The sequence below is a fragment of the Roseateles sp. genome (assembly GCF_052436255.1).
Taxonomy (GTDB): Bacteria; Pseudomonadota; Gammaproteobacteria; order Burkholderiales; family Burkholderiaceae_C; genus Pelomonas.
In genome coordinates this window covers 1-23,258 of record NZ_JBQVNP010000081.1, presented here as the reverse complement: position 1 = coordinate 23,258, position 23,258 = coordinate 1, and the positions used below count along the sequence as shown (strand labels likewise).

The window sequence follows — 23,258 nt, the reverse complement described above, 5'->3', positions numbered from 1 at the left end:
GTAGGCGCCCAGCACTGGCCCCAGGTCGCGAGCGGTGGCAACGGCCTCGTCAATGCATTCCTTGTAGGCGTCATAGCCCAGCAGGTTGACGCCGTAGGAGCCGGTCAGGTCGTAGAACCGGTTGCCGTCCAGGTCCTCGACCTGCACGCCCTCGCTGTGCTGCAAGAAGGCGCCCACCTTCAGGTGCTCGCGCAGCACCGGGCTGAACTGGAAGGGCACGCGGTAGCGGCCTGTGAAGCGCAGATCCGAGATCGTGTCGCGCGCCTGCCCGGTGGCCGCCAGTGTCTTGGCGAAGCGCTTGTCGAACGCGGCGCCCAGCCGCAGCAGTGCGGCGCGGCGCTGGGCCGCGACCGCATCGGGCGCGCCGTCCGCGTTGAAGAACTGCGACTCATCGTAGGCATAGCCCGGCACCCAACGCGCCAGCCGCTTGGCCATGCGCGAATGGCCGGCGAGGGACCGATGCTTGGCGCGCGACAGCTCGATGCGCCGCTTGGCCGCTGGCAGCAGCGCGAGCAGGCCCAGGGCCAGCGCCGACAGAGTGAAGGCTTCGTCCATCGCGACTCAGTGCGCCTGGCCGTGGCCGACGTGATCCATCGGGTCGATGAGCTGGCCGCGCATCAGGTGCAAGGGCGACCGCCAGTACAGCATCACGTCGTGGAAGGGGTCGGTGATGATCTTGAAGCCCCAGGCCAGGCCCTGCATCAAACCTTGCGTGGCCCACAGCTGGCCAATGCGGAATAGCAGTCCCGTCACGCCCAGGCAGAACCAGGCCATGCCGACGTCCTCGATGAAGCCTTGCAGGCCCACGGCCGGCTGGATCAGCCCGCCCAGCGACGGCGCCAGCCACAGCACCAGCGGCAGCGCCACCCACACCGACATCAGCACGATCTTGCGGCGGATGTTGTAGCCGATCTTGATTTCTTCCTTGTACTCGTCGGTGGCCTGGTTGATGTGGTCGTAGCCGCGCGGCTCGAAGAAGAAATGACCCACCTGCCGCGTCGTCATCGACACGCACCAGGCCAGCAGCGCCGACCACGCCGGGTTCACGACCAGCAGCGCATACGAGGCCAGGAAGCTCAGTGCGCTGATCAGATGCAGGCTCTGGTTGATGCGGCTGTGGTGGTAGTAGCGGTGGTCGTCCCAGCGCTGGGTCTTCAGAACTTGGAAGAATTCGTTCACGTCCCGTCCTCGTCGTTAGGTGGCAAGCGGGCGCATGGTGGAGCGCTTGCGTGAAATCGGCGTGACGACTTCGCTGTCATCGTTGTGTTGCATGCATTCGTGACCATGCGCGCATGAAGCCCCCACACGACGCCGACGAAATCCTCATCGACGACCTGCCCGCGCCGCGCCATTCGCGCCGGCTCGCGGTCGTCACCGAGACCTATCCGCCCGAGGTCAACGGCGTCGCGATGTCGATGGCGCGTGTCGTTGACGGATTGAACCGCCGCAATCACGACGTGCAGCTCATCCGCCCGCGCCAGCCGGCCAGGATGGCCGCCGGCCCCTTGAGCAGCCAGCCCACCGTCGACGAAGTGCTGACCAAGGGCTTGCCGGTGCCGCTCTATCCCAACCTGCGCATGGGCGTGCCCAGCAAGCGGGCGCTGGTCAAGTTGTGGTCGCTGCGCCGCCCCGACGTCGTGCATATCGCCACCGAAGGCCCGCTCGGCTGGTCGGCGCTGCAGGCGGCCCAGCATCTGGCGCTGCCCGTCACTTCGGACTACCGCACCAACTTCCACGCCTACGGCAGGCACTACCGCCTGGGCCTGCTGTCCAAGCCCATCATGGGTTATCTGCGCAAGTTCCATAACCGCTGCGACGCAACCATGGTGCCGACCGAGGCCATGCGCGTGCTGCTGGCGGACCGCGGCTTCGAGCGGCTCAACGTCGTCGGCCGCGGCGTGGATGCGCAGCGCTTCGACCCGGCACGGCGCAGCGCCGCGATGCGCGAGAGTTGGGGTGCGGGGCCGGACGATCTCGTGCTGGGCTATGTGGGTCGCCTGGCGCCGGAGAAGAACCTCGGCGTCGTGCTGGCGGCCTACGAAGCCGTCAGGCAATTGCAGCCGCGCACCCGCCTCGTGCTCGTGGGCGACGGCCCGATGCGCGCCGAACTGGCCGCGCGCGTGCCCGACGCCGTCTTCCCCGGACAGCGCAGCGGCGACGACCTCGCCGCCCACTACGCCGGACTGGACCTGTTCCTCTTCCCCAGCCTCACCGAGACCTTCGGCAACGTAACGACCGAGGCCATGGCCAGCGGCTGCGCCGTCGTCGCGTTTGAAAGTGCGGCCGCTGGCGAGCTGATCCGCAGCGGCGTGAACGGCTGGCTGGCCGGGCCGGGCAAGGAGGAAGCCTTCGTCGCGGCCGCGCGCGTGGCGGCGGTGGACGCCGATGCTCGCCGCGCCGTGGCGGAGGCCGCGCGGGCGACGGCGCGCCGGCTGGACTGGGCCGACATCACGGCGCGCTTCGAATCCGTGCTCGAAGCGGCCATCGCGCGGGCCGAACCCACCTTCCGGATGGCCAGCCTGCAGGCGACGGCTTGACGCCCGCGCTCAGCGGCGACCGCGCGCGTCGACCCCGATCAGCACCGCAATCGTCACCGCCACCAGCACGCCGAGGCCACTGATCGTGACCGCAATCGGCACGCCGGCCGCCTCGCAGCCGGCATAGACCGCCAGCATGGCCAGCACGCTGAGGTTCTCGTTGAAGCCCTGCACGGCAATCGACCGCCCGGCGCTGAGCAGCGTCGCGCCACGGTGCTGCAGCAGCGCATTCAATGGCACGACCATGGCGCCGCCGACGACGCCGACCAGGGTGAGCATCAAGGCGGCGAGCCAGAGATCGCTCACCTGCGCCACCACCGGCATCAGCAGGCCCAGCGCCACGCCGGCCCACAGGCCATGGCGCGCCTGGTGCAAGGCCAGCCAGCGCCCCGCCGCTGCGGCACCCGCGATGACGCCCACCGCCACGGCGGCCTGCAGATAGGCGGCCTGGCTCAGCGGCAGCGCCAGCGTCTCACCGGCCCAGCGCAGCACGGCGAACTGAAGCGTCGCGCCGACGCCCCAGAACAGCGTCGTCGCCGCCAGCGACAGCCCGCCCTCGCGGTCGCGCCACAGCAATCGGTTGGCCGCGCGGAACTCGCGCAGCAGTGCCGGCGGGTCATGCGCCTCGCTGCGCTGGCGCTGGCCGCTGTCGGCAATGCCCGCGTTCAGCCCGCTGCTCAGGGCGTAGATCAGCAGCAGCACCGCCAGCGAGCCCGTCAGCTTGTCGGCCGGCAACTGCAGCCCGTCGCAATAGACGGCGAGTCCCGAGGCCAGCCACTGCGGGCTGACGAGAGCGCCGCCCAGCACAGCACCCAGCAGCGCGGCGGAGACGACGCTGATCTCGATCCAGCCATTCGCCTTCACCAGCGCCTCGGGCGCGGCCATCTCGGTGATGAGGCCGTACTTGGCCGGCGCGTAAGCGGCCGCGCCCAGGCCGACAACGGCCAGCGCGGCGACCGGGTGCAGGCCCAGTGCCAGCAGGGCCAGGCCGAGCATCTTGACAACATTCATCGCCGCCATCACGCGACCCTTGGCAAAGGCGTCGGCCAGCGGGCCCACCCAGGGTGCCAGCACGACGTAGGCCAGCGTGAAGCCGAACTTGAGGAGCGGCGCCCACCAGGGCGCAAAGCCATGCTGCGTCAACAGCGCGATGGCGACGATGAGCAGGGCGTTGTCGGCCAGCGCCGAAGCGAACTGCGCGCCGATGACGATGCCGAAGCCGTGTGGCAGCTGGCCGCGCCGCGCGCGGTCGGGCAGCGCGGCTGGGTGAGGTGATGTAGCAAGGGGCACGAGCGCCAGACTGTGTCGTGCCGGCGTGAAGCGCCGATGAAAGCTCACCCTCCGATACAGCTGCGCGGCTGTATTTGTATACAGTGTCGACATGGACGTGAATGACAAGCTCGCCGTGCTGGCCGACGCCGCCAAGTACGACGCCTCCTGCGCCAGCAGCGGCGGCGACAAGCGCGACTCGCGCGACGGCCGCGGCATCGGCTCGACGACGGGCGCCGGCATCTGCCACGCCTTCACGCCCGATGGCCGCTGCGTCTCGCTGCTCAAGGTGCTATTGACCAACTGGTGCGTGTACGACTGCCTCTACTGCATCAACCGCAAGTCCAGCGACGTGCGCCGCGCGCGCTTTTCCATCGACGAGATCGTGCAGCTGACGCTGTCCTTCTACCGCCGCAACGTCATCGAAGGCCTGTTTCTGTCCAGCGGCATCATCCGCACGCCGGACTACACGATGGAGCAGGTCATCGAGGTGGCGCGGCGGCTGCGCGAGCAGGAGCACTTCAAGGGCTATATCCACCTGAAGACGATTCCGGATGCCAGCGCCGAGCTGGTTGAACTCGCGGGCCGCTATGCGGACCGGCTGTCCATCAATGTCGAGCTGCCCAGCGCGGCCAGCTTGAAGCAACTGGCGCCCGAGAAGAACGCCGACGGCATCGAGCGCACGATGTCGCGCATCCACCTGCGCCTGCAGGCCGCCAAGGAAGCCCGGCGCGAAGCCGAGGCGGTGCGGGCCCTGCCCGGTGCGAACGCGCGCGCCGCTCGGCCGGCCCCGTTCGCGCCCGCCGGGCAGAGCACCCAGCTCATCGTCGGCGCCGATGCCTCGGATGACCGCGCCGTGCTGCAGCTCTCCAACCGGCTCTACCGGGGCCAGGGCCTTCGGCGCGTGTACTACTCGGCCTACAGCCCCATCCCGCACGCCAGCAGCCAGCTGCCGCCGCGCGCCGCGCCGCTGCTGCGCGAGCACCGCCTCTATCAGGCGGACTGGCTGATGCGCTTCTACGGCTTCAGCGCCGACGAGATCGTCACCGAGGCGGGCTTTTTATCGCTGCAGCACGACCCCAAGCTGGCCTGGGCGCTGGCGCATCCCGCCAGTTTTCCGCTCGATGTCGATCGTGCACCGCGCGAGCAGCTGCTGCGCGTGCCGGGCCTGGGCGTCGGCTCGGTCGACAAGCTGCCGGCCGCTCGGCAGAACCGCCGCCTGCGCCGTGCCGACCTCCTGGCCCTCGGCCCGGCGGCCAAGCGCGCGCTGCCCTTTCTGGTCGCCGTCGACCACCGCCCGCGGGTGACCGACTTGCAAATGCTGGCGCGGCCCGCGGCGCAGCCGCAGCAGGCGACGCTGTTCTGATGAAGCTGCCGCTGCGCCATCCGTCGGACTGGGCTGGCTTTGCGGAGCAGTTGCCCGCGCTGCTGGCCGGATCCGATGCGAGCTGGACCCGTGATGTCGGCGCACAGGCCGCGCTGTTCGGCGAGTGCACCGAAGCGAGCCCGCAGGCATGGGCGCCGCCGGATGGCTGGGACGAACTCGGCCGCCGCGTCGCCATGCATGCCGACGACACGCGCTACGCCCGCCTGCTCGCGTTCGCGCGCCGGCTGCAACGCGAGCCGGGGCTGTGGGCCGACGTGCTCGACCCGGACCGCCGCCGGCTGCAGTCGCTGGCGCGCCAGGTCGACCGCGAGGTTCACAAGACCCATGCCTTCGTGCGCTTTCGCGAGGTCGTGGACGTGGAGGCCGCCGGCGGCCGGCGCCATATCGCCTGGTTCGAGCCGGCCCACCACGTGCTGCGCGCCGTCGCGCCTTTTTTTGTCCGTCGCTTCGCCCAGCATCCCTGGGCCATCCTGACGCCGCTGGGCTGCCTGCACTGGGACGGCCAGCACCTCTCGGGGGCCGGTCCGGCCAGCCGCGAGGACGCGCCGCCGGAAGACGCCGGCGAATCCCTTTGGTTGACCTACTACCGCAGCATCTTCAACCCGGCCCGCCTGAAGGTGGCCATGATGAAGAAGGAGATGCCGGTGCGCTTCTGGGCCAACCTGCCCGAGGCCGCGCTGATCAGCGAACTGGTGCGCGAGGCGCCGCGGCGCGAAGGCCGCATGCGCGGCAGTTGACTGTCAGGCGCCCTGTGCCTCGAACAAGAGGGCCAGCTGGCTGGCGATCAGCAACTCCTGACGCGTCCACGCCCGTGTGGCGCGGGCGTCGACCAGCCAGAGTGCACCGGCCAACTGCGCGCCGTCGTAGAGCGGCACCTCGATGCGTGCCTGGGCTGCGCCAGCCAGGCCGGCCAACTCGGCATGGCAGGGGTGCAGGGCGGCGTCCGGCAGGGCCAGTGGCGCGCCGTGGCGGGTCAGCAGGTCGACATAGCGGGGCTGCTCGTTGGCGCCGAGGCCGCCCTGGCCGAGAGACCAGCGGACGACGCTGGCCAAGCCGAGGATGCGGGCACTCGCGGCCTTCAGCTCGGCCAGCGCCTCCGGCGGCGGGGCTGCGGCCAGCCGCTGGCGTTGACCGCACAGGTGCAGCAGCAGCTCTTCGGGGGTGACCGGCGCGCCGCCTTCCTCGGCCGGCGGTCCGGCCAGCGTGGTGCGGGCCGGCAGGCTCAGGCGCTCGATCTCGGACTGCAGGGCCAGGTGTTGCCAGAGGTGGTCCAGGGCCGCAACGGCATCGCCTTCCTCTTGCAGCAGTTGCGCCAGTTGCAGATGCGCCTGGCGCGCCTGGGCACGGGACTGGATGCGTTGTGCCAGCGCCAGGGCGTGGCGGGTCGAGCGCACGGCGGCAGCGTTGTCGCCGCGGGCCAGCGCGATCTCGGTCCAGGTGCGGCTGGCTGCGGCTTCCAGCCAGGGGTAGCCGTGGCGGGCGGCAATGTCCAGCGCCAGTCGGCAGTCGGCCACCGCCCAGTCCATGCGCTGGCGGGCCAGCGCCGCGCGCGCCAGGTGCCAGTGCGCCTCGGCTTCGAAGACGCGATGGGCACCGCGCCGCGCCGCCGCCAGGCCGTGGCTGAAATGGCGTTCGGCCGCGGGCAGGTCGCCGGTCTCGAAACTGCCGACGCCGATGTTCAGGGCCAGCTTGGCCGCCAGATAGCTGTCGTCCCCGTCCTTGCCCGCCTGGGCGAGATGCTCACCCGCATCACGCATCTGGCGCAGGCCGCGCGCCCAGTCCGCATGGGCGTAGTGAATCTGACCCAGGCCGATGCGCGCGGCCACCCCGGTCTGCAGATGGCCGCTGACCTCGGCGAGGTCGAGCGCGCGCGACCATTGCTCGCTGGCGAGCTGATATTCCCCTTGCTGATAGGCGATGCGGCCAAGGGCCTCGCAGACCCGCGCGGCCTGGACCGGGAAGTGGCCGGCCGCGGCCAGCGCGCCGGCCTGTTCCAGCGCGGGCAACAATTCGAGCGCGCTACCACGGGGCTCAAGCAAGCCGAATCGGGCATACAGCGCGTCCACGCCGGCTGCGGTGTCGCCGGCCGTGAAAGCGTTTACGCTCAGCGCTGCTAGAAGCCTGTCGGCAGCCAACGGATGGCGGTGCGCGACGCGCGCAATGCGCGTCAGCAGGTCGGCCAAGACTTCGCTGGCAGCGGGCTGAAGGATGAACACGGCAGGGGCTGGTTGGTTTCTCACTGGCATTCTTGTCGACGCCGAGCTGCTCCGACCAGAAAAGAAGCAGCCCACAGCTTAAGCGAGCGCGCCAAGACCAGTTTAAAACCAATTGACGGGCATGCTGGTTGGTATTAGAGTGGTATCGACTGAATTCCGTCGACCATGCCGCTTGCACTCAACCCCAACCTGCTGACCTCCCGCAACTCTGGCCGGCCTGTGCGCTGGTGGGTCGGCATCGATGGTGGCGGTACCTCCACGCGGGCCGTGGTGGCGAATGCGCAGGGGCACATTGTCGGCCGGGGGGAAGCCGGCGCTTCGGCGCTGGGCCAGGGCGCCGACCAGGCTTGGCGTCACGTCGCCGAGGCTGTGGGTGGTGCCGGCGTGCCCGGTTTGGAACTCAAGGACTGCGCACTCGGCCTCGGTCTGTCGGGTACGGGCGTGCCGGCCCAGCTCAAAGCCTTTGTGGCCGCCGATCCCGGCGTGGCGCGCTTCACCTTGGCCACCGACGGCCTCGTTGCCCTGCTGGGCGCCCATGGTGGCCGGCCTGGCGCGCTGATGATCTCGGGCACAGGCTCGGTTGCCGAGGCGTTGCTGCCCGATGGCAGCCGGCGCATGGTGGGTGGCTGGGGCTGGCAGATCGGCGACGAGGGCAGTGGCGCCTGGCTGGGCCAGCAGGCCATGAAGCTGGCCCAGGCCGCCTACGACAGCCGCGCCGCGGCGGGCCCGCTGGTGCAGTCGGTCTGGCGCCAGGCTGGCACGACGCGCGCGGATCTGCTCGGCTTCTGCGCGCAGGCAGGGCAGGGCGGCTATGCCAGCCTGGCGCCGTTCGTCTTCGAGCACGAGGCTGACGACCCTGCAGCCGCCGCGATGCTGGATCAGGCCGCGTGTGCACTCGATGCGCTGGCGACCGCCTTGCATCCGAGCCTGCCACTGGCCTTGGCTGGCAGCATCGCGTTGCGCCTGGCGCCGCGGCTCAGCCCGGCGCTGCAGTCGCGCCGTGTCGAACCCCAGGGCGAGCCGGTCATCGGCGCGCTCTGGCTGATCCAACAAGAGACGATGACTGCATGAGCCATTTCGACTTCAAGCCCGATCCCAACGCGGCATCGCCCTTGTACATGCAGCTGGCGCAAAGCCTGGCACAGGCCATCCGCGAGGGCATCTTCCATGCCGACGAGGCCTTGCCGAGCGAGCGTGTGCTGGCCGAGCAACTGGAACTGTCGCGGGTCACCGCGCGCAAGGCCATCGACCGCCTCGTCGAGCAGGGCTTGATCATCCGCAAGCGTGGGTCGGGCAACTACATCGCCCCCAAGCTGGAGCAGCCGCTGACCCGCCTGACCAGCTTCTCGGAAGAACTGCACCAGCGGGGCTTCGTGCCCAGCTCACGCTGGCTGCTGCGCGGCTTCAGCCCGGCCGCCCCCGACGAGCAGTTGTCGCTGGAGCTCAAGAGCGGCGAGCGCGTCGCGCGGCTGGAGCGCCTGCGCCTGGCGGACTCGGTCGTCATGGCCTACGAAGTCAGCGTGCTACCGCAGTCGGTGCTGCCCGATCCGCAGAAGGTGGAGGCCTCGCTCTACACCCACCTGGGCGAGCGCGCGCCGGTGCGCGCCCTGCAGCACATCCGTGCGCTCAACGCGGACGCCAAGCTGGCCAGTCTGCTGGAGGTGCCGTTGGGCGCCGCCGTCCTGTTCATCACGCGGGTGGGCTATCTGGCCTCCGGCCAGGCCGTCGAGTTGACCCATTCCTACTGCCGCAGCGACTACTACGACTTCGTCGCAGAGATGAGGCGCGACTGATGCGGCTGGAGGGCGACATCGTCACGCCGGCCGGCGTGGTCCGCGGGCATCTCGACAGCGTCGACAAGCGCATTGCCGCCGTCAGCGGCGCGCCCATCGATGCCGCGCGCGCCGGCGAAGGTGGTCGACCCATCCTGCTGCCGGGCTTCATCGACACCCATGTGCACGGCGGCGGCGGCCGCGACACGATGGAGGGCGGCGATGCGATCACCACGATTGCGCGCCGCCATGCCCGCCACGGCACGACCGCGCTGCTGGCCACAACGATGACGGCGCCGGTCGGCGAGATCGAGGCGGCTCTGAAGGCGCTCGGCGGCGTCTGCCGCGAACGTGCTCCGCAGTCGGCGCGCGTGCTGGGTGTGCACCTGGAAGGCCCCTACATCAACCCCGACCGACTCGGTGCGCAGCCGGCGCATGCCATCGTCGCGACGCTTGAAGAGGTGCTGCGTCTCAATGATTTCGCGCCCATCAGGGTGTTGACCATCGCGCCCGAGATGACCGGCCACCTCGCGCTGATCGGCCCGCTGCGCGACGCCGGCATCCGCGTGCAGATCGGCCACAGTGCCGGCGGCTATGACGACGGCGTGGCCGCGCTGCATGCGGGTGCGGCGGGCTTCACCCATCTCTTCAATGCCATGACGAGCCTGCACCACCGCGAGCCCGGCATGGTCGGCGCGGCGCTGGCCCACGGCCGGCACGCCGAGCTGATTCCCGACCTGCTGCACGTGCACCCCGGCGCCATTCGCGTCGCGCTGCGCTGCATCCCCGGCCTGTTCTGCGTGACCGATTCGACCGCCGCCGCTGGCATGCCCGACGGCGAGTACCGCCTGGGTGAATACACGGTGCAGAAATGCCTGGGCGGCGTGCGCCTGGCCGACGGCACGCTGGCCGGCAGCGCGCTGACGATGGACCAGGCGCTGCGCAATCTCGTGCAGGTGCTGGGCCTGGACCTGGTGGACGCCGCGCGGCGCGTGTCGACCGCGGCGGCCGACTACCTGGGCCTGGCGGACCGCGGGCGCCTTGCCGCGGGTGCGTGGGCCGATGTGGTCGTGATGGATGCCGCTTTGAACCTGCAGCGCGTGTTTGTTGAAAGTGAAGAGATCGATGTCAACGCTGATGCTTGAAGAGGCGCTGAGCGCGCCGGATGCGGTGGCCCGCCAGTTGGCGGCCGACCCGCTGAGTTATGCCCGCCTGGGCCAGGCGCTGCAGGAGGTGCCGCCCACCAGCGTGCTGACGATTGCGCGCGGCAGCTCCGACCATGCGGCCCACTACCTGGCCTACCTCGTCATGGCGCGCCTGGGCCGGCTGGTCACGTCGCTGCCGATGTCGCTGATCACGCTCTACCAAAGCCGCATCCATTGCGAGGGGCTGCTGTCGATGGCTTTCTCGCAGTCGGGCCAAAGTCCCGACCTGATTGCGCCGACGCAGTTCTTCCGTGCGGGCGGCGCGCGCACGGTCGCTTTCGTCAATGCCAGCGGCTCGCCGCTGGCGGCTGCGGCGGAGCATGTGTTCGAGCTGCACGCCGGCCCGGAGAAGAGCGTGGCGGCGACCAAGAGCTATATCGCCCAACTGGTGGCGGGTGCCCGCGTCGTGGCGGCCTGGCAGCAGGATGACGGCCTGCGCGCTGCGCTCAATGTGTTGCCCACCGCGTTGGCGCAGGCCGCCAAGCTGGACTGGACGGCCGCGCTGCCGGTGCTGCAGAGCGCGGAGCGCCTCTTCGTGCTCGGCCGCGGCACGGGCCTGGCGGTCGCGATGGAAGCGGCGCTCAAGCTCAAGGAAACCTGCGGCATCCAGGCCGAGGCCTTCTCGGGCGCCGAGGTCAAGCATGGCCCGATGGCGCTGGTGCGCGACGGTTATCCGCTGCTGGTCTTCGCACCGCGCGGCCCGGCCCAAGCCGGCCTGCTGGCCATCGCCGAAGAGATGCGTTCTCGCGGCGGCCGCGTGCTGCTGGCCGCACCCATCGGCACACCGGGCGCGGAGCTGCCGCTGGTGACGACGGGCAACGAGGACCTCGACCCCATCGCCCTGGTGCAGAGCTTCTACCCCATGGTGGAGGCGCTGGCGCGGGCGCGGGGCTTCAACCCGGATGTGCCGCCCAACCTGGCCAAGGTCACCAAGACCCATTGAGGCCGACATGAAACTCAAAGGCAACCACAGAGGTACAGGGGCACAGAGGAAAGCACAGAGGTCTTCTCGGTGCCTCTGCGCCTGTGTGGTTGCATCTTCCGGCACGCCCGACCTGCAGCACCACGGACAAAAGACATGAGCACCTTCGATCCCGGCCGTCTCGTGATGGTCGACATCCCCGGCACCGCGCTCGACGCCGAGACTGCCGAATTCCTGCGCGAGCAGAAGATCCGCTCGGTCTGCCTGTTTCGCAAGAACATCGGCACGGAGAACGAGGTCAGGGCGCTGATGACCGACCTCATCGACGTGCTGGGCCCCGAGGCCCTGATCGGCATCGACCAGGAGGGCGGCGCCGTCGTCCGCGTGACCTTCCTGCCGCAGCCGCCGTCGGCCATGGCCCTGGGCGCCAGCGGCGACGCGGACCGCGCCGAGGCCGTGGGTGCAGCGGTGGCGCGTGGGCTGAAGTCGCTGGGCATCAACTGGAACTTCGCGCCGGTGCTGGACGTCAACAACAACCCGTCCAACCCGGTCATCGGCGAGCGCAGCTTCTCCAACGACCCGGTCGAGGTCAGCCGCCTGGCCGCCGCGTGGATGCGCGGCTCGCTGGCGGCGGGCGTGGCTTGCTGCGTGAAGCACTTCCCCGGGCATGGCGACACGCATGTGGACTCGCACCACGCGCTGCCCACCGTCGACAAGTCGCGCGCCGAGCTGAATGCGCTGGAGCTGGCGCCATTCAAGGCGCTGGCCGGGCAGGCCCCGGCCATGATGACGGCCCACATCGTCTACCCGCAGATCGACCCCGACCGACCGGCCACGCTGTCGCCGCAACTCATCGGCGGCATCCTGCGCCAGGACTGGGGCTATGAGGGCGTCGTCATCACCGATGCGCTGATGATGAAGGCCGTGGCCGAACGTTTCGGCTATGCCAAGTCGGCCGTCATGGCGATCGAGGCTGGCGCCGACATGGTGCTGGCGCAAGGCTCGCCGGCCGAGCAGTTGGTCGCCATCAACGCGCTGCGCGAGGCCTTCGCCAGTGGTCGGCTGACGGCCGAGCAGGGCGAGGTCGCCAATGCACGCCTGGACAGGCTCGCCGCTGCCTACCCGGCCCGTGTTGTCGACGACAGCGCCGCACGCGCGGCCGACCATGCGCTGATGGCCGAGGCCTGGGCCGCGGGCCTGACCGCGCTGCGGGGCGCCAGGCCACCGGCACTGAATGCGCCCATTCGCGTCATCGTGCAGGGCGACGTGCCGACCGACATGGTGTCCGAGGCCGGCCCGACCGGCCGCCAGGCGGTGGCGCTTTTCGAGGCCTTCAGCGACGCCCAGGTCCAGATGGTCGACGACATCGCCAAGCTCGATTGGAAGACGGTGCCGTGCGACGGCCGCATCACCGTGCTGGTGTCCACGCGGCGGGCCCGTTATGGCCTGGCGGCGAGCGAGTGGCGGCCCGACCTCCACTTGTCGCTGTGGAACCCGTATCAAGCGTTGGACGTGGCCGGCCCGACCGTGCTGAGCTGGGGCTTCGCGCCGGGCGCGCTGGCGGGGCTCAAGGCCTGGCTGGAAGGCCGCACCGAAGCGGGCGGCCGTGCGCCGGCGGGGCTGCAGTGATGGACGCCAAGACCGCCAATCCGATGCGCTGGATCCCCAGCCTCTACTTCGTGCAGGGCCTGCAGTTCTTCGTCGTCATGCTGATCGCCGGCCTGATGTTCAAGCAGATGGGCGTGGCCAACGACCAGATCGCGCGCTGGACCGGCCTGATCGGCCTGGCCTGGGCCTTCAAGCCGCTGTGGAGCCCGCTGGTCGAGCTGGCGCGCAGCAAGAAGATGGTCGTCGTGGCGATGCAGTTCAGCGGCGCGGTGGGCCTGGGCCTGCTGGCGCTGGCGCTGCAGGCCAGCAACTTCTTCGCCCTCAGCATCGCGGTGCTGTTCTTCCTGGCCTATGCCTCGGCCACGCACGACATCGCCTGCGACGGCCTCTACATGGGGGCGCTGGACGCGAAGCGCCAGGCGGCCTACGCGGGCTGGCAGGGCGCCTTCTTCAACGCGTCCAAGTTCCTCACGCTGGGCGGCCTGATGGTGCTGGCCGGGCGGCTGGAGACGAGCATGGGCGTGTTCAATGCCTGGAGCGTCATCTTCGCGCTGCTGGCGGGCCTGCTGGCGCTGCTGGCGGCCTGGAACGCCAAGGCCCTGCCCAACCCGCAGCGGGTGTCCAGCGAGCCGATCAAGCTGGCCGAGATCGTGGCTGACTTCCTGAAGAAACCCGGCATCTGGAAGATGGTGGTCTTCATCGTGCTGTTCCGCCTCGCCGAGGGCCAGGTGCAGACCATCGGGCCGCTGTTCCTGATCGAGGCCCGCGACAAGGGCGGCCTGGGGCTGACGGGTGAGCAAGTCGGTGGCGTCTACGGCACGGTGGGCACGGCGGCCTTTCTCGTCGGCTCCATCGTCGGCGGCTACTTCACGTCGTGGCTGGGCCTGAAGCGCGCAATGCCGGTGCTGGTCCTTGCGATGGCGCTACCCAACGCCGTGTTCTGGGGCCTGAGCCTGGCCATGCCGACGTCGATCTGGAGCATCGGCGCAGCCATTGGCCTGGAGATGGCCGGCTATGGCTTCGGCTTCGTGGGCATGATCCTCTACATCATGCAGGTGGTGGCGCCGGGCCGCTTCCAGACCGCGCACTACGCGCTCGGCTCGGGCGTGATGCAGCTGGGCTTCATCCTCAGCAAGACCATCAGCGGCGACGTGCAGGTCGCGATGGGCTACCAGAACTTCTTCTTGTGGACGCTGGTCTGCGGCGTGCCGGCCCTGCTGCTGCTGCTGTGGGTGCCGATGCCGCGCCCCGCTGCTCAAACCGAGGCGGTGCCCGCATGAAGGCCAGCCTTGCCCTGCTTGCGGTGGTCGCTGCTCCGGCTTTCGCGGCCGGTGAGTTCTTCGAGGACTTCTTGCAGCCCGACCTCGACACATTGCGCGCCAGCGGCTGGGTGCTGCGTGACGGCACCGGCCACCCCGGCCTGCCGGGCGCGCGCTTCTCGCCCACCCAGTTGACGTTGGACGGCGGCCTGCTCAAGCTCAAGCTGTCCACCGACGGGACGCCCGCCAACACGACGCTGGCCCAGCTCTGCGCGGCGCGCAAGTTCCTCATCGGCACGACGACGGCTCGCGTGCGCCTGCGCGACACGCCCGGCTCGCGTGACCCCATCATCCAGAGCTTCTACCTCGTCAGCCCGCTGCGGCACGACTACGACCCCGACTTCAGCGAGGTCGACTTCGAGTACCTGCCGCACGGCGGCTGGGGCAGCCCGGACACGCGGCTGTACGGCGTCAGCTGGCAGACGGTGCGCATCGACCCCTGGCAGTCCTTCAACCAGGCGTCCATCCTGCCGGGCAGCTTCGACGGCTGGCAGCTGCTGACCGTGCAGGTCGAGGCCACGCGCACGCGCCACTTCGTCAACGGCCGGCTGATCGGCGAGCACACCGGCCGCAATGTGCCGGCCAAGCCGATGGCGATCAGCTTCAACCACTGGATCTCGGCGGGTGCCACGCCGGGCGCGCCGCGCGACTACCAGTTCGACGTCGACTGGGTGCTGCACCAGGCCGCCCAGACGGTCGCCCCCGACGTCATGCAGGCCCGCGCCGAGCAGCTCCGCAAGCAGGGCGTGGCCCGACAAGACACCGTGCCCGATGTGGGCCTGACGAGCGAGTGCAATATATGAAGAAGACCTTCCTTCTCGGGCTGGCCCTGGCGGCCTCGCTGGTCCAGGCGCAGGCGCCAGCGCCCGTCGTCGGCACCTACATCCTGGCCGAGCGCGGCGTCGACGTCGTCGAGCAATTGAAGCCCGGCCGCGTCTCGCACATCCTCTATGCCTTCCTGCTGATCTGCGGCGAGGGCCAGCGCAAGCAGGAGGCCGCCGCCTGCGCCGGCAAGCCGGCCTTCAGCATCGCGCCGCATGCCGACCAGGACATTTTTTCGGCGGCTTTCCAGCGCCTGAAGACGCGCGACCCCAAGGTGCAGGTGCTGGCCTCCGTGGGCGGCTGGGGCGGGTCGGACCCCTTCTTCCACCTGGCCACGACGAGCGAGGGCCGACAGGCTTTCGTCAAATCCTCCATCGACTGGCTGCGCGCCCACCCCGGCTTCGACGGCCTGGACATCGATTGGGAGCACCCGGGCAACAACGGCGCGTCCAACGGCGTGCAGCTCGGCAGCCCGGCCGATGGCGAGTACTTCGTGCAGCTGCTGCAGGACTTGCGCACGGGCCTGGACGCACTGGGCCGCGAGAACAAGCGCCACTACGCGCTGACGGTGGCCATCAACACGACCAAGGAGCAGCTGGTGCGCATGCCCATGGGCCGCGCCGCCGAGTCGCTGGACCTGGTCTTCATGATGACCTACGACTTTGCCGGCCCCTGGACGAGGAAGGCCGGCAACCACACCGCGCTTCGCAGCGCCAGGCCAGGCGACGACAGCCTGGAGCTGTCGGTCGCCAACCTCAAGACCGAGGGCGTGCCGGTGGCCAAGATGGTGGCGGGCGTGGCCATGTACGGCCGTGGTTTCGATGGCGTGAAGGCCGATGGCAGCTATGCCAGGCCCTGGCCCAACGAAGACGGCTCGGTCGCCTTCAAGGACATCGGCAAGCTGGCCGGCATGAAGCCGCGGTTCGACAGGGCCACCCAGTCCTGGGCGATGGTGGGCGCCGGTCGGTTCGTCGGTTACGACGACCCGCGCGCGGTGCGCGCCAAGGTCGCGTTCGCCAAGAAGGCCGGGCTGGCGGGTGTATTTGCCTGGGAGCTGAGTCAGGACAACGGCGAGATCCTGGATGCGATGAACACGATGAGGCGGTGAGCCAGGCGCTGGCATGAAGCCGGTTGAGATCTGGTCGGCAGTCGACGAGCCGCAGCTCAAGGCCCGGCTGGCGCAGTGCGCCCAGCCGGTGTTGCTCAAGGGTCTGGTGGTCGACTGGCCGGCGGTGCATGCCGGTCGCCAAACGGTGCTGGGCATCTGCGACTACCTGGGCCGCTTCGACCGTGGCGTTGAGGTCCTGGCCACCAAGACGCGCGCTGCGGCGCGCGGGGTCATGGGCTACAACGAGGCGCTGACCGATTTCGACTTCGTCAAGGCGCGCATGACGCTGGCGGAGTTCATGGCGCATCTGCAGGCCTATCTGCCGCTCGACGGCGCGCCGTCCATTGCCGCGCAGTGCGCCAAGGTGAGCGAGGTCATCCCGGGCTTCCTGGACGAGAACCCGCTGCGCGCCCTGCCCGGCGTCGTACCCAACTTCTGGCTGGGCAATGCGCTGACGGTGCCGGTGCACCACGACCACCCTTACAACCTGGCCTGCGTGGTGGCCGGGCGGCGCCGCTTCACGCTGTTTGCGCCGCAGCAGGTGGGCAACCTCTACATCGGTCCGCTGGAGCACACGCCATCCGGCGCGCCGATCTCGGTCGTGCATCCCCAGGCGCCGGACTTCGAGCGTTACCCACGCTATCGCGAGGCGCTCGCGTCCGCCTGGGTCGCCGAGCTGGCGCCGGGCGATGCGATCTACATCCCGCCGCTGTGGTTCCACCAGGTGGAGGCGCTGGAGAAGGTCAACCTGCTGATCAACTACTGGTGGCCGGTGGCGGGCGCCCCGGAACTGCCCGCGCCGGCCCATGCGCTGCTGCAGGCCATCCAGGTGCTGAACGCCTTGCCCGCAGCGCAGCGCGATGCCTGGGCGGCGATGTTCGAGCACCATGTCGTGCAGCGCGAGCAGGACCCGGCCGGGCATATCCCGCAGGCTTGGCAAGGCGTGCTGGCGCGGCGACGCTGAACGGGACCCATATGCAGCCGATGAAGCAAGTCCATGGCATCACGCGCGAGTGCTTCGAGCGCGACGTCGTGCCCGCCTACGAGCCGGTCGTGATGCGCGGCGCGGTCGGGCACTGGCCGCTGGTGGCGCAGGGCCGCGCGGGGCTGGAGCCCTGCCTGCAGTACCTGCTCGGCTTCGACGGCGGCCAGCCGGTGGATGCCGTGCTCGCCAAGCCCGAGCCCACGCGGGCCTTCAGCTACAGGCCAGGCCTCGACGGCTTCAACTTCATGCGCGACAAGCGGCCGTTCGGTGCGCTTTTCGAGCAGCTGTGGCGCTACAGCCATTTCCCCGAGCCGCCGAGCCTGGCGGTGCAGAGTGCGCTGGTGTCGGAGGCCTTGCCGGGCCTGGCGCAGACCAATGCGCTGCCGCTGCTGGACACAGCCGTGCCGCCGCGCATCTGGATCGGCAACCGAGCGACGGTGCCGGCGCATTTCGACGATTCGCACAACATCGCCTGCGTCGCGGCCGGGCGGCGGCGCTTCACCCTACTGCCGCCGCAGTGCGCGCCGCTGCTCTACCTCGGTCCGCCCGACCACGCGCCCACGCCGGCGCCGATGTCCATCGTGCCTGACCTGCACCGGGCGGACCCGGCGCAGTTCCCGTTGGTGAGCGAGGCGCTGGCACGCGCCGTGGTCGCCGAGCTTGAGCCGGGCGATGCCATCTACATCCCACCGCTGTGGTTCCACCAGGTCGAGGCACTGGCACCGCACCTGAACATCCTGATGAACTACTGGTGGCGGCCGCTGGCCGCGCCGGGCCGCCCGGATGACCTGCACCTGGCGGCGCTGCGCCTGGCCATGCTGGCCCTGCGCCACCTGCCTGACGGCGAGCGCGAGGGCTGGCAGGCCCTGTTTGGACACTATGTGTTTGGTGCGCGCGGCGAGGGGCTGGCGCACATCCCACCGGCACAGCGCCATCTGTTCGGGGCCATCGATGCGGAGCGCGATGCCGCCCTGCGTCGCGAGCTGATCGGGATGCTGACGCAGACGTGATGCCTGCGGCCCGCTACCAGGCGTAGATCTGCAGGGCCTTGCCGCTGTTGCCCGGTGGGATGTTGGCAAGCAGCTCGCGGTGATCGGGGAAATTGCCGGCGCTGCGCGCGATGAAGTCATCCACCGCCGCCAGGTCGTGCCGGGCCTGCTCGGCGGTAGGGGGCGTCAGGTCCTGTGCGTCGGGGAAGATGCCCATGCCTGCCAGCAGCGCGTACCACGAGACGGTGGGATAGCCCTGGCCGAAGCGGCCGGCCTTCAAGCCTGCCATCAGCGGCTTGCGGGACATCCAGGTCATCAGCACCGCCTGCAGGGAATCGGACAGCTGCATGTTCTCCGCATTGGCGCGCCAGTAGTCGGTGTCCGTGCGCGAGTTGGTCTTGTAGTGCGCGACGATGTAGTCGCGCGTGTTCTCGAAGCGCTGTCGCATCGCCTCGTTGAACTGCGCTTGCGCGCCGGGTCCGAGATCGCGCTTCTCCAATACCTCCACGAGCATCGACGCGGTGACCTGCACGTACAGCAGCGCCGTGGCTTCCAGCGGTTCGATGAACCCTTGCGACAGCCCGATCGCGACACAGTTGCGGTTCCAAACCTTTTCCATCCGGCCCACCCGCATCTTGAGGTGGCGGGCGGGAATGTCGGCGTCCAGCAGGCCGAGATGGCGGCGCAGTTCGGTCTCGGCCGCGTCGGCCGAGCAGTGCGCGCTGCTGTAGACGTAGCCATTGCCCTGGCGATGGGTCAACGGAATCTTCCAGGCCCAGCCGTGGCGCAAGGCGGTGGAGACGGTCTGTGACTCCAGCGCACCGTTCAATGGCGTGGGCAGCGCGACGGCGGCGTCATTGAACAGGTTGTCGCCGAATCCGACGAACGCGCTACCCAGGGCCTTGCCAGTCAACAACGACGCAAAGCCGGTGCAGTCGACGAAGAAGTCTGCGTGCAGCGTCTCCCCCTCGTTCAACCGCAGGGCATCGACATCACCGTTCTCCTTGAGCAACACCTGCGCCACATGGCGCTGCACCTGGCTGACCCCCCGTTCGGCCGACTTGCTCGCCAGGAACTGGCCGAGCAGCGTGGCATCGAAGTGATAGCCGTACCAGACATCGAAGGGGAAATTGTCGTGCGCTCTCGGCCCCTTGGCTTGGCGCGCCAGCCGGGTCGTCAGGAAGAAGCGGTCGGGATGCGCATCGACATCGGCGCCCTGCAAGCGCGCGTGGACGTTGTCGACGAAGGGATGCATCGTCAGGTTGTCCAGCATCGACACGAACGGATGGAAATAGCGCTCGAAACCGGGTCGCGTCGACCAGCCTTCGAACGTGATGCCGCTCTTGTAGGTGGCGTTGCAGGCAGGCATCCACTCTGCCTCTTCGATGCCCAGTTCCTCGAAAAAGCGTCGCAGCCACGGCGTCGAACCTTCGCCCACCCCGATGGTGGCCACCTGGGGCGACTCGACCACCGTCACCTTCAGGCGCGGCCCATAGGCGGTGGTGGCCAGCATCAACGCCGTCATCCATCCCGCGGTGCCGCCGCCGACGACGCACACATGGGTCACAGGCGGTGGCGCGCCCGCGCTGCCGCCCAAGGGCCGCGCGGCGGTGTAGGGGTCGATCAGCGTGGCTTGCTCGCGCATGGCTTGTCCAAAGAGAAAAGGGAACGTGTCGCCACGTTCCCCGATCCTCGCGCTGGCGCTACCCTCAGGTCGCGGCAGGCTGCATGGACCTCAGAACTTCACGCGGGCGGTGAGGTAGTACTGGCGGCCGTTTTTGTAGATCGCGCGGGGCTGCACTTCCGAGGCGTAGTACTTCAGCTTCGGGTCGTTCAGATTCTGACCGTCCAGGCTCACGCTGAAGTTGTCGCTGAACTTGTAGCCCAGCGACGCAGACAGCACGCCCGTGCCTTTCTGGAAATACTGGGTGCCGCGGTCGTTGCCGACGAAGATGTCGTCGGTGTGGCTGTAATTCACCCGAGCCGACAGGCGATCATTCTCGAAAAAGCCGCCGACGGTGAACGAGCTCTCGACATTGCCGCGCAGGACGCCGCCATCCTGGTCCTCGCCGTCGGCATAGGTGTAGTTGGCCATCACGCCGAAATTCGCTGCGATCGGCGTTTCGAAAGCGAACTCGACGCCCTTGACGCGCGCCTTCTTGTTGACCGGACCGGTCACCAGGAAGTCGCGATTCACGAGCTGCGGGTTGCCGCCGACCTGGTTCGTGTTGGTCAGCAACGTGGGGTAGTTGGCCCGGAATGTGCCGTCGGTGATGTAGCTGCTCATGTCCATCACGAAGGCGCCTGCCGACACGAACGCACGCGGAGCGAAATACCACTCGATGTTGGCGTCGAAGTTGGTCGAACGGACCGGCTTCAGCGTGGGATTGCCGGCCGTGCCGCCACCCACCACGTTGTTGTCCAGGAACATGCCCGTGTTGTTGAGGGCGGTGTAGCCGGACAACGCCGTGTAGTCGGCACGCGTCACGGTGCGGTTCACCGCCAGACGCGCCACGATGTCGCTGCGCACATCGATTCTCAGGCTGGCGCTGGGCAGCCAGTCGGTGTAGGTCATGTCAGACGCGGTGACGGTGTAGTTGCCAAACGCCGAGCCGGTGATCGTCGGCGTCTCGCCAGCAAGGCTTGCGCGGAACGAGCTGGAGCTCTGCTTGGTGCGAACCGCACGCAGACCCACATTGCCGCTCCAGCCGTTGCCCTCCAGAGCGCCCTGGACATACGCGGCCGATGTGTTCTCTTTGACCGAGTACTCCTGCTCGGCCCAGCGACGCGCAATCGGGTCACGGTTGGTCACGCGGCGGTTGTAATCGGCAAGTGCTTCGGCGGTGATGAAAGGGATGTTGGTGGGAAAGCCACTGCCCAGCCCGCTGCCGAAGTTGCTGGGATAGCTGCCGCCGAACGCAGGCAGGGTGTAGAACGAGTTCTGCGGCGCATCGTTGCCCGCGGCATCGGCGCAGGCACTGGGCTTGCTCCAGTCGAAGGCGGTCACGCGGTACGGCGTTCCCGTGGCGCAGCCCGGGCCCTGGGCCACGATGGGGTCGGTATAGCGCTTGTGCTGAGCGCCGCGGGCGCCGAACTTCAACGTCTTCAGCATGCCGGCATCGAGCTCGTACTCGCCATCGATCTGGGCCCAGGACTCCTTGTCGTGCACGACCACGTTCTGTGCGCCGAAGATCCAGTCCGCCCGCGTCGTCGGGTTGGTGAAGCTGAACGATGGCGCGGTGTCAGTGCCATTGAGCGAATAGCTGGCGCGCGAGGTGACGATCGCCAGTTCGACCACGTCCTGGCTGAGCGTCTTACCCTTGCCCCGCGACGTGCCGGCATTGGCCGTGAACGTCAGCGAGTCGTTCACCTTGAGCCTGGAGTCGAGGCTGACGAAGCCGGTTTCGGCCGACGCCTTGCGGCTGATCATGTCGTAGTAGCCAGCGGTCGACGGGGTGCCCCAATTGAACGTGGCCTTCGTCAGCGTCTTGTTGCCGTTGCCATCAGTCTTGACCTCGTAGTCAGAGATGGTGGCCGTGTTGAGCAAGCCACCACGAGGCGCCATCAGGTAGTTGCGGTTGTAGTTGTCCGCTTCCATCTCGGACGAGAACGCCGTGAGCACCAGATCAAAATTCGCGTTGGGCTTGAGCTGCGCGCGGATCAGTCCGCCCTTGCGCTCGCGCTCCTGCGTGAAGAGGGCCGAGCCGATCAAGTCAGGCGTGAAGACACCATTCAAGTCCGGGCGCGCGGCGACCAGGGCTGGCGCTGTGGTCGCGTCGAGCTTGTTGATGTAGCCCAGCGCTTCCACACCGTCGCGACGCAGGCTGCGCTGCTCGGAGAACGCCTGCACCATCACGCCGAAGGTACGAGCTTCGTTGCGGAAGTTCAGCAGGGCGTTCAGCTGAGGGTCGGTTTTCTTCGGCAGATCGGCATAAACCGCGCCCACGCCCAGTTCCGCCGTTAGCGTCTTTGCGAAGTCCAGCGGACGACGCAGGATGATGTTGACCGAGCCGGCCGTGCCGCCTTCCACCAGAGAGGCTTCGGAACTCTTGCGCACTTCCACGCGGCTGACCAGTTCGGACGGCAGCAGCGAGAAGCTCACGCTACGGCCGACGCCGGCGCCGGTCTGATCCAGGACGAACCAATCGCCGTTGGCGATGCCATGACCATCAACGAGGGTTTGCGTGAGGCTTGGATTCGTGCCGCGCAAGCCAACGCGGTCCCGTTCGTCAAAGCCGCCCGATCCACCGGCGGGGCTGTTCAGCACCGTCACACCCGGGATTCGGGCCAGCGAGTCCGCCACGTTCTTGTCGGGCATCTTGCCGATGTCTTCGGCGGAGATGACGTCGATGTGGGCCTCGGCGTTGCGCTTGACGCTCAGCGACTTCTCCTGCGAGGCGCGGATGCCGGTGATGGTCACCGTGTCGAGCTGCTGCGTAGCCGGCGCTTGCTGCGCCATCGCTGCGCCACTGGCGCCGAGCAAAGCGATGAACACCGCCTGCGAGATAGGGGTCTGCTTGACCTTCATGTCATGTTCCTCGTTGTGGCCAAAAGATCGGTGCGGCGATGTGCATCAAGTGCTTTGCATACCACCTTGGGTCCGGTTGCCGTCTTGCTTGCCTTCAAGAGCGCGCCCAACCAGTGCGATGCCACTGTAGCGATTGATAACGCCACTTTGCTACCAATTTTTACTGGGGGATTTCCCGGGTGCTTAGGGCTTGGCGCTTTTCTCCATGGTGCGCTGAGCCGAGTACGTTGAGCTGCGGCCTGTATTTGGTATTTGATTGGTATTTGTTCGTGGGTGATGCTGTTGCGCACAGGCGACGGCTTGCGATCGGCCGGCGAGGTGCGGGCATGCTTGTCTTGGCCGGCGTCGAGGTGGGGGTCGCGCTGGTCTCAAGGTGGTTCTGCGCGATTTGTTGCGGCGGCGGGGGCCTTCGCCGCCCTCAACATCCCGCGTCCCGCGGGTGTTTGCGCTTGGGCGCGGTTGGCCGCGAACGCGCCTCGGCCTATGTTTGGCGGCTTAGAGGTCTGGGGTGCTTCCGGCGCCGCTGTGTTGCGCCTCGTCGCCCCTGTGCTATAGTTGCGGGCTTGCCTCAGGAGGGGTGGCCGAGTGGTT

At 68.6% G+C, this 23,258-nt stretch carries 18 protein-coding genes and 1 pseudogene; 13 read left to right on the top strand and 6 right to left on the bottom strand.

Annotated features, from left to right (window positions below; all coding sequences use genetic code 11):
* A pseudogene (locus ACT6S0_RS17425) lies at nt 1-555 on the bottom strand (aminotransferase class III-fold pyridoxal phosphate-dependent enzyme); the annotation flags it as partial.
* A 6-nt stretch (nt 556-561) separates the two neighbouring features.
* Nucleotides 562-1,179: an Mpo1-like protein gene (locus ACT6S0_RS17420; RefSeq protein ID WP_444765055.1), complete on the bottom strand. Its 618-nt coding sequence runs from the start codon at nt 1,177-1,179 to the stop codon at nt 562-564.
* A gap of 113 nt (nt 1,180-1,292) precedes the next feature.
* On the opposite strand from ACT6S0_RS17420, the gene ACT6S0_RS17415 reads away from it, so the two are divergent.
* Entirely contained in the window at nt 1,293-2,537 is a 1,245-nt protein-coding gene (locus tag ACT6S0_RS17415; protein ID WP_444765054.1) for a glycosyltransferase family 4 protein, read from the top strand.
* A gap of 9 nt (nt 2,538-2,546) precedes the next feature.
* On the opposite strand, the gene lplT is transcribed toward ACT6S0_RS17415, so the two are convergent.
* The gene (lplT, locus tag ACT6S0_RS17410; RefSeq protein ID WP_444765053.1) at nt 2,547-3,827 is read right to left on the bottom strand and encodes a lysophospholipid transporter LplT; all 1,281 of its coding nucleotides are present in this window, start codon (nt 3,825-3,827) and stop codon (nt 2,547-2,549) included.
* 91 nt (nt 3,828-3,918) lie between these two features.
* On the opposite strand from lplT, the gene ACT6S0_RS17405 reads away from it, so the two are divergent.
* Nucleotides 3,919-5,172 carry a putative DNA modification/repair radical SAM protein gene (locus tag ACT6S0_RS17405; RefSeq protein ID WP_444765052.1) on the top strand — a complete coding sequence of 418 codons (1,254 nt, stop codon included), beginning with the start codon at nt 3,919-3,921 and terminating at the stop codon, nt 5,170-5,172.
* Nucleotides 5,172-5,930 (top strand): TIGR03915 family putative DNA repair protein, encoded by a 759-nt coding sequence (locus ACT6S0_RS17400; protein ID WP_444765051.1) that lies wholly within the window; start codon nt 5,172-5,174, stop codon nt 5,928-5,930. Before ACT6S0_RS17405 ends, ACT6S0_RS17400 begins: the two co-directional genes overlap by 1 nt.
* A gap of 3 nt (nt 5,931-5,933) precedes the next feature.
* Here the strand turns inward: ACT6S0_RS17400 and ACT6S0_RS17395 are convergent, their stop codons facing one another.
* Nucleotides 5,934-7,409: a hypothetical protein gene (locus ACT6S0_RS17395; RefSeq protein WP_444765050.1), complete on the bottom strand. Its 1,476-nt coding sequence runs from the start codon at nt 7,407-7,409 to the stop codon at nt 5,934-5,936.
* Nucleotides 7,410-7,574: 165 nt separating this feature from the next.
* Between ACT6S0_RS17395 and ACT6S0_RS17390 the strand changes: the two genes are divergently transcribed.
* The 10 genes from ACT6S0_RS17390 (at nt 7,575) to ACT6S0_RS17345 (ending at nt 18,160) form a co-directional block, all read left to right on the top strand.
* Nucleotides 7,575-8,480, top strand: a complete 906-nt coding sequence (locus ACT6S0_RS17390) for a BadF/BadG/BcrA/BcrD ATPase family protein (RefSeq protein WP_444765049.1) — start codon at nt 7,575-7,577, stop codon at nt 8,478-8,480.
* Nucleotides 8,477-9,202 (top strand): GntR family transcriptional regulator, encoded by a 726-nt coding sequence (locus ACT6S0_RS17385; RefSeq protein ID WP_444765048.1) that lies wholly within the window; start codon nt 8,477-8,479, stop codon nt 9,200-9,202. Before ACT6S0_RS17390 ends, ACT6S0_RS17385 begins: the two co-directional genes overlap by 4 nt.
* Nucleotides 9,202-10,326, top strand: coding sequence for an N-acetylglucosamine-6-phosphate deacetylase (nagA, locus tag ACT6S0_RS17380; RefSeq protein ID WP_444765047.1), 1,125 nt, complete (start codon nt 9,202-9,204; stop codon nt 10,324-10,326). The genes ACT6S0_RS17385 and nagA overlap by 1 nt, the downstream gene beginning before the upstream one ends.
* Nucleotides 10,307-11,329, top strand: coding sequence for an SIS domain-containing protein (locus ACT6S0_RS17375; RefSeq protein ID WP_444765046.1), 1,023 nt, complete (start codon nt 10,307-10,309; stop codon nt 11,327-11,329). The genes nagA and ACT6S0_RS17375 overlap by 20 nt, the downstream gene beginning before the upstream one ends.
* 135 nt (nt 11,330-11,464) lie before the next feature.
* A complete protein-coding gene (gene nagZ, locus ACT6S0_RS17370) occupies nt 11,465-12,937 on the top strand; it encodes a beta-N-acetylhexosaminidase (protein ID WP_444765045.1) in 1,473 nt (490 codons plus the stop codon).
* Nucleotides 12,937-14,196: an MFS transporter gene (locus ACT6S0_RS17365; protein WP_444765044.1), complete on the top strand. Its 1,260-nt coding sequence runs from the start codon at nt 12,937-12,939 to the stop codon at nt 14,194-14,196. Before nagZ ends, ACT6S0_RS17365 begins: the two co-directional genes overlap by 1 nt.
* The gene (locus tag ACT6S0_RS17360; protein WP_444765043.1) at nt 14,193-15,038 is read left to right on the top strand and encodes a glycoside hydrolase family 16 protein; all 846 of its coding nucleotides are present in this window, start codon (nt 14,193-14,195) and stop codon (nt 15,036-15,038) included. The genes ACT6S0_RS17365 and ACT6S0_RS17360 overlap by 4 nt, the downstream gene beginning before the upstream one ends.
* A complete protein-coding gene (locus tag ACT6S0_RS17355) occupies nt 15,035-16,165 on the top strand; it encodes a glycoside hydrolase family 18 protein (RefSeq protein WP_444765042.1) in 1,131 nt (376 codons plus the stop codon). Before ACT6S0_RS17360 ends, ACT6S0_RS17355 begins: the two co-directional genes overlap by 4 nt.
* Nucleotides 16,166-16,178: 13 nt before the next feature.
* The gene (locus ACT6S0_RS17350) at nt 16,179-17,129 is read left to right on the top strand and encodes a cupin-like domain-containing protein (RefSeq protein WP_444765041.1); all 951 of its coding nucleotides are present in this window, start codon (nt 16,179-16,181) and stop codon (nt 17,127-17,129) included.
* 20 nt (nt 17,130-17,149) lie between these two features.
* On the top strand, nt 17,150-18,160 hold the full coding sequence (locus ACT6S0_RS17345) for a cupin-like domain-containing protein (protein ID WP_444765040.1): 1,011 nt from the start codon (nt 17,150-17,152) through the stop codon (nt 18,158-18,160).
* Between the two features lie 13 nt (nt 18,161-18,173).
* Here ACT6S0_RS17345 and ACT6S0_RS17340 read toward each other — a convergent pair whose 3' ends face one another.
* Both ACT6S0_RS17340 and ACT6S0_RS17335 read right to left on the bottom strand, forming a co-directional pair.
* A complete protein-coding gene (locus tag ACT6S0_RS17340) occupies nt 18,174-19,784 on the bottom strand; it encodes a tryptophan halogenase family protein (protein WP_444765039.1) in 1,611 nt (536 codons plus the stop codon).
* 90 nt (nt 19,785-19,874) lie between these two features.
* Entirely contained in the window at nt 19,875-22,667 is a 2,793-nt protein-coding gene (locus tag ACT6S0_RS17335) for a TonB-dependent receptor (protein ID WP_444765038.1), read from the bottom strand.
* Nucleotides 22,668-23,258 lie beyond the last annotated feature (591 nt).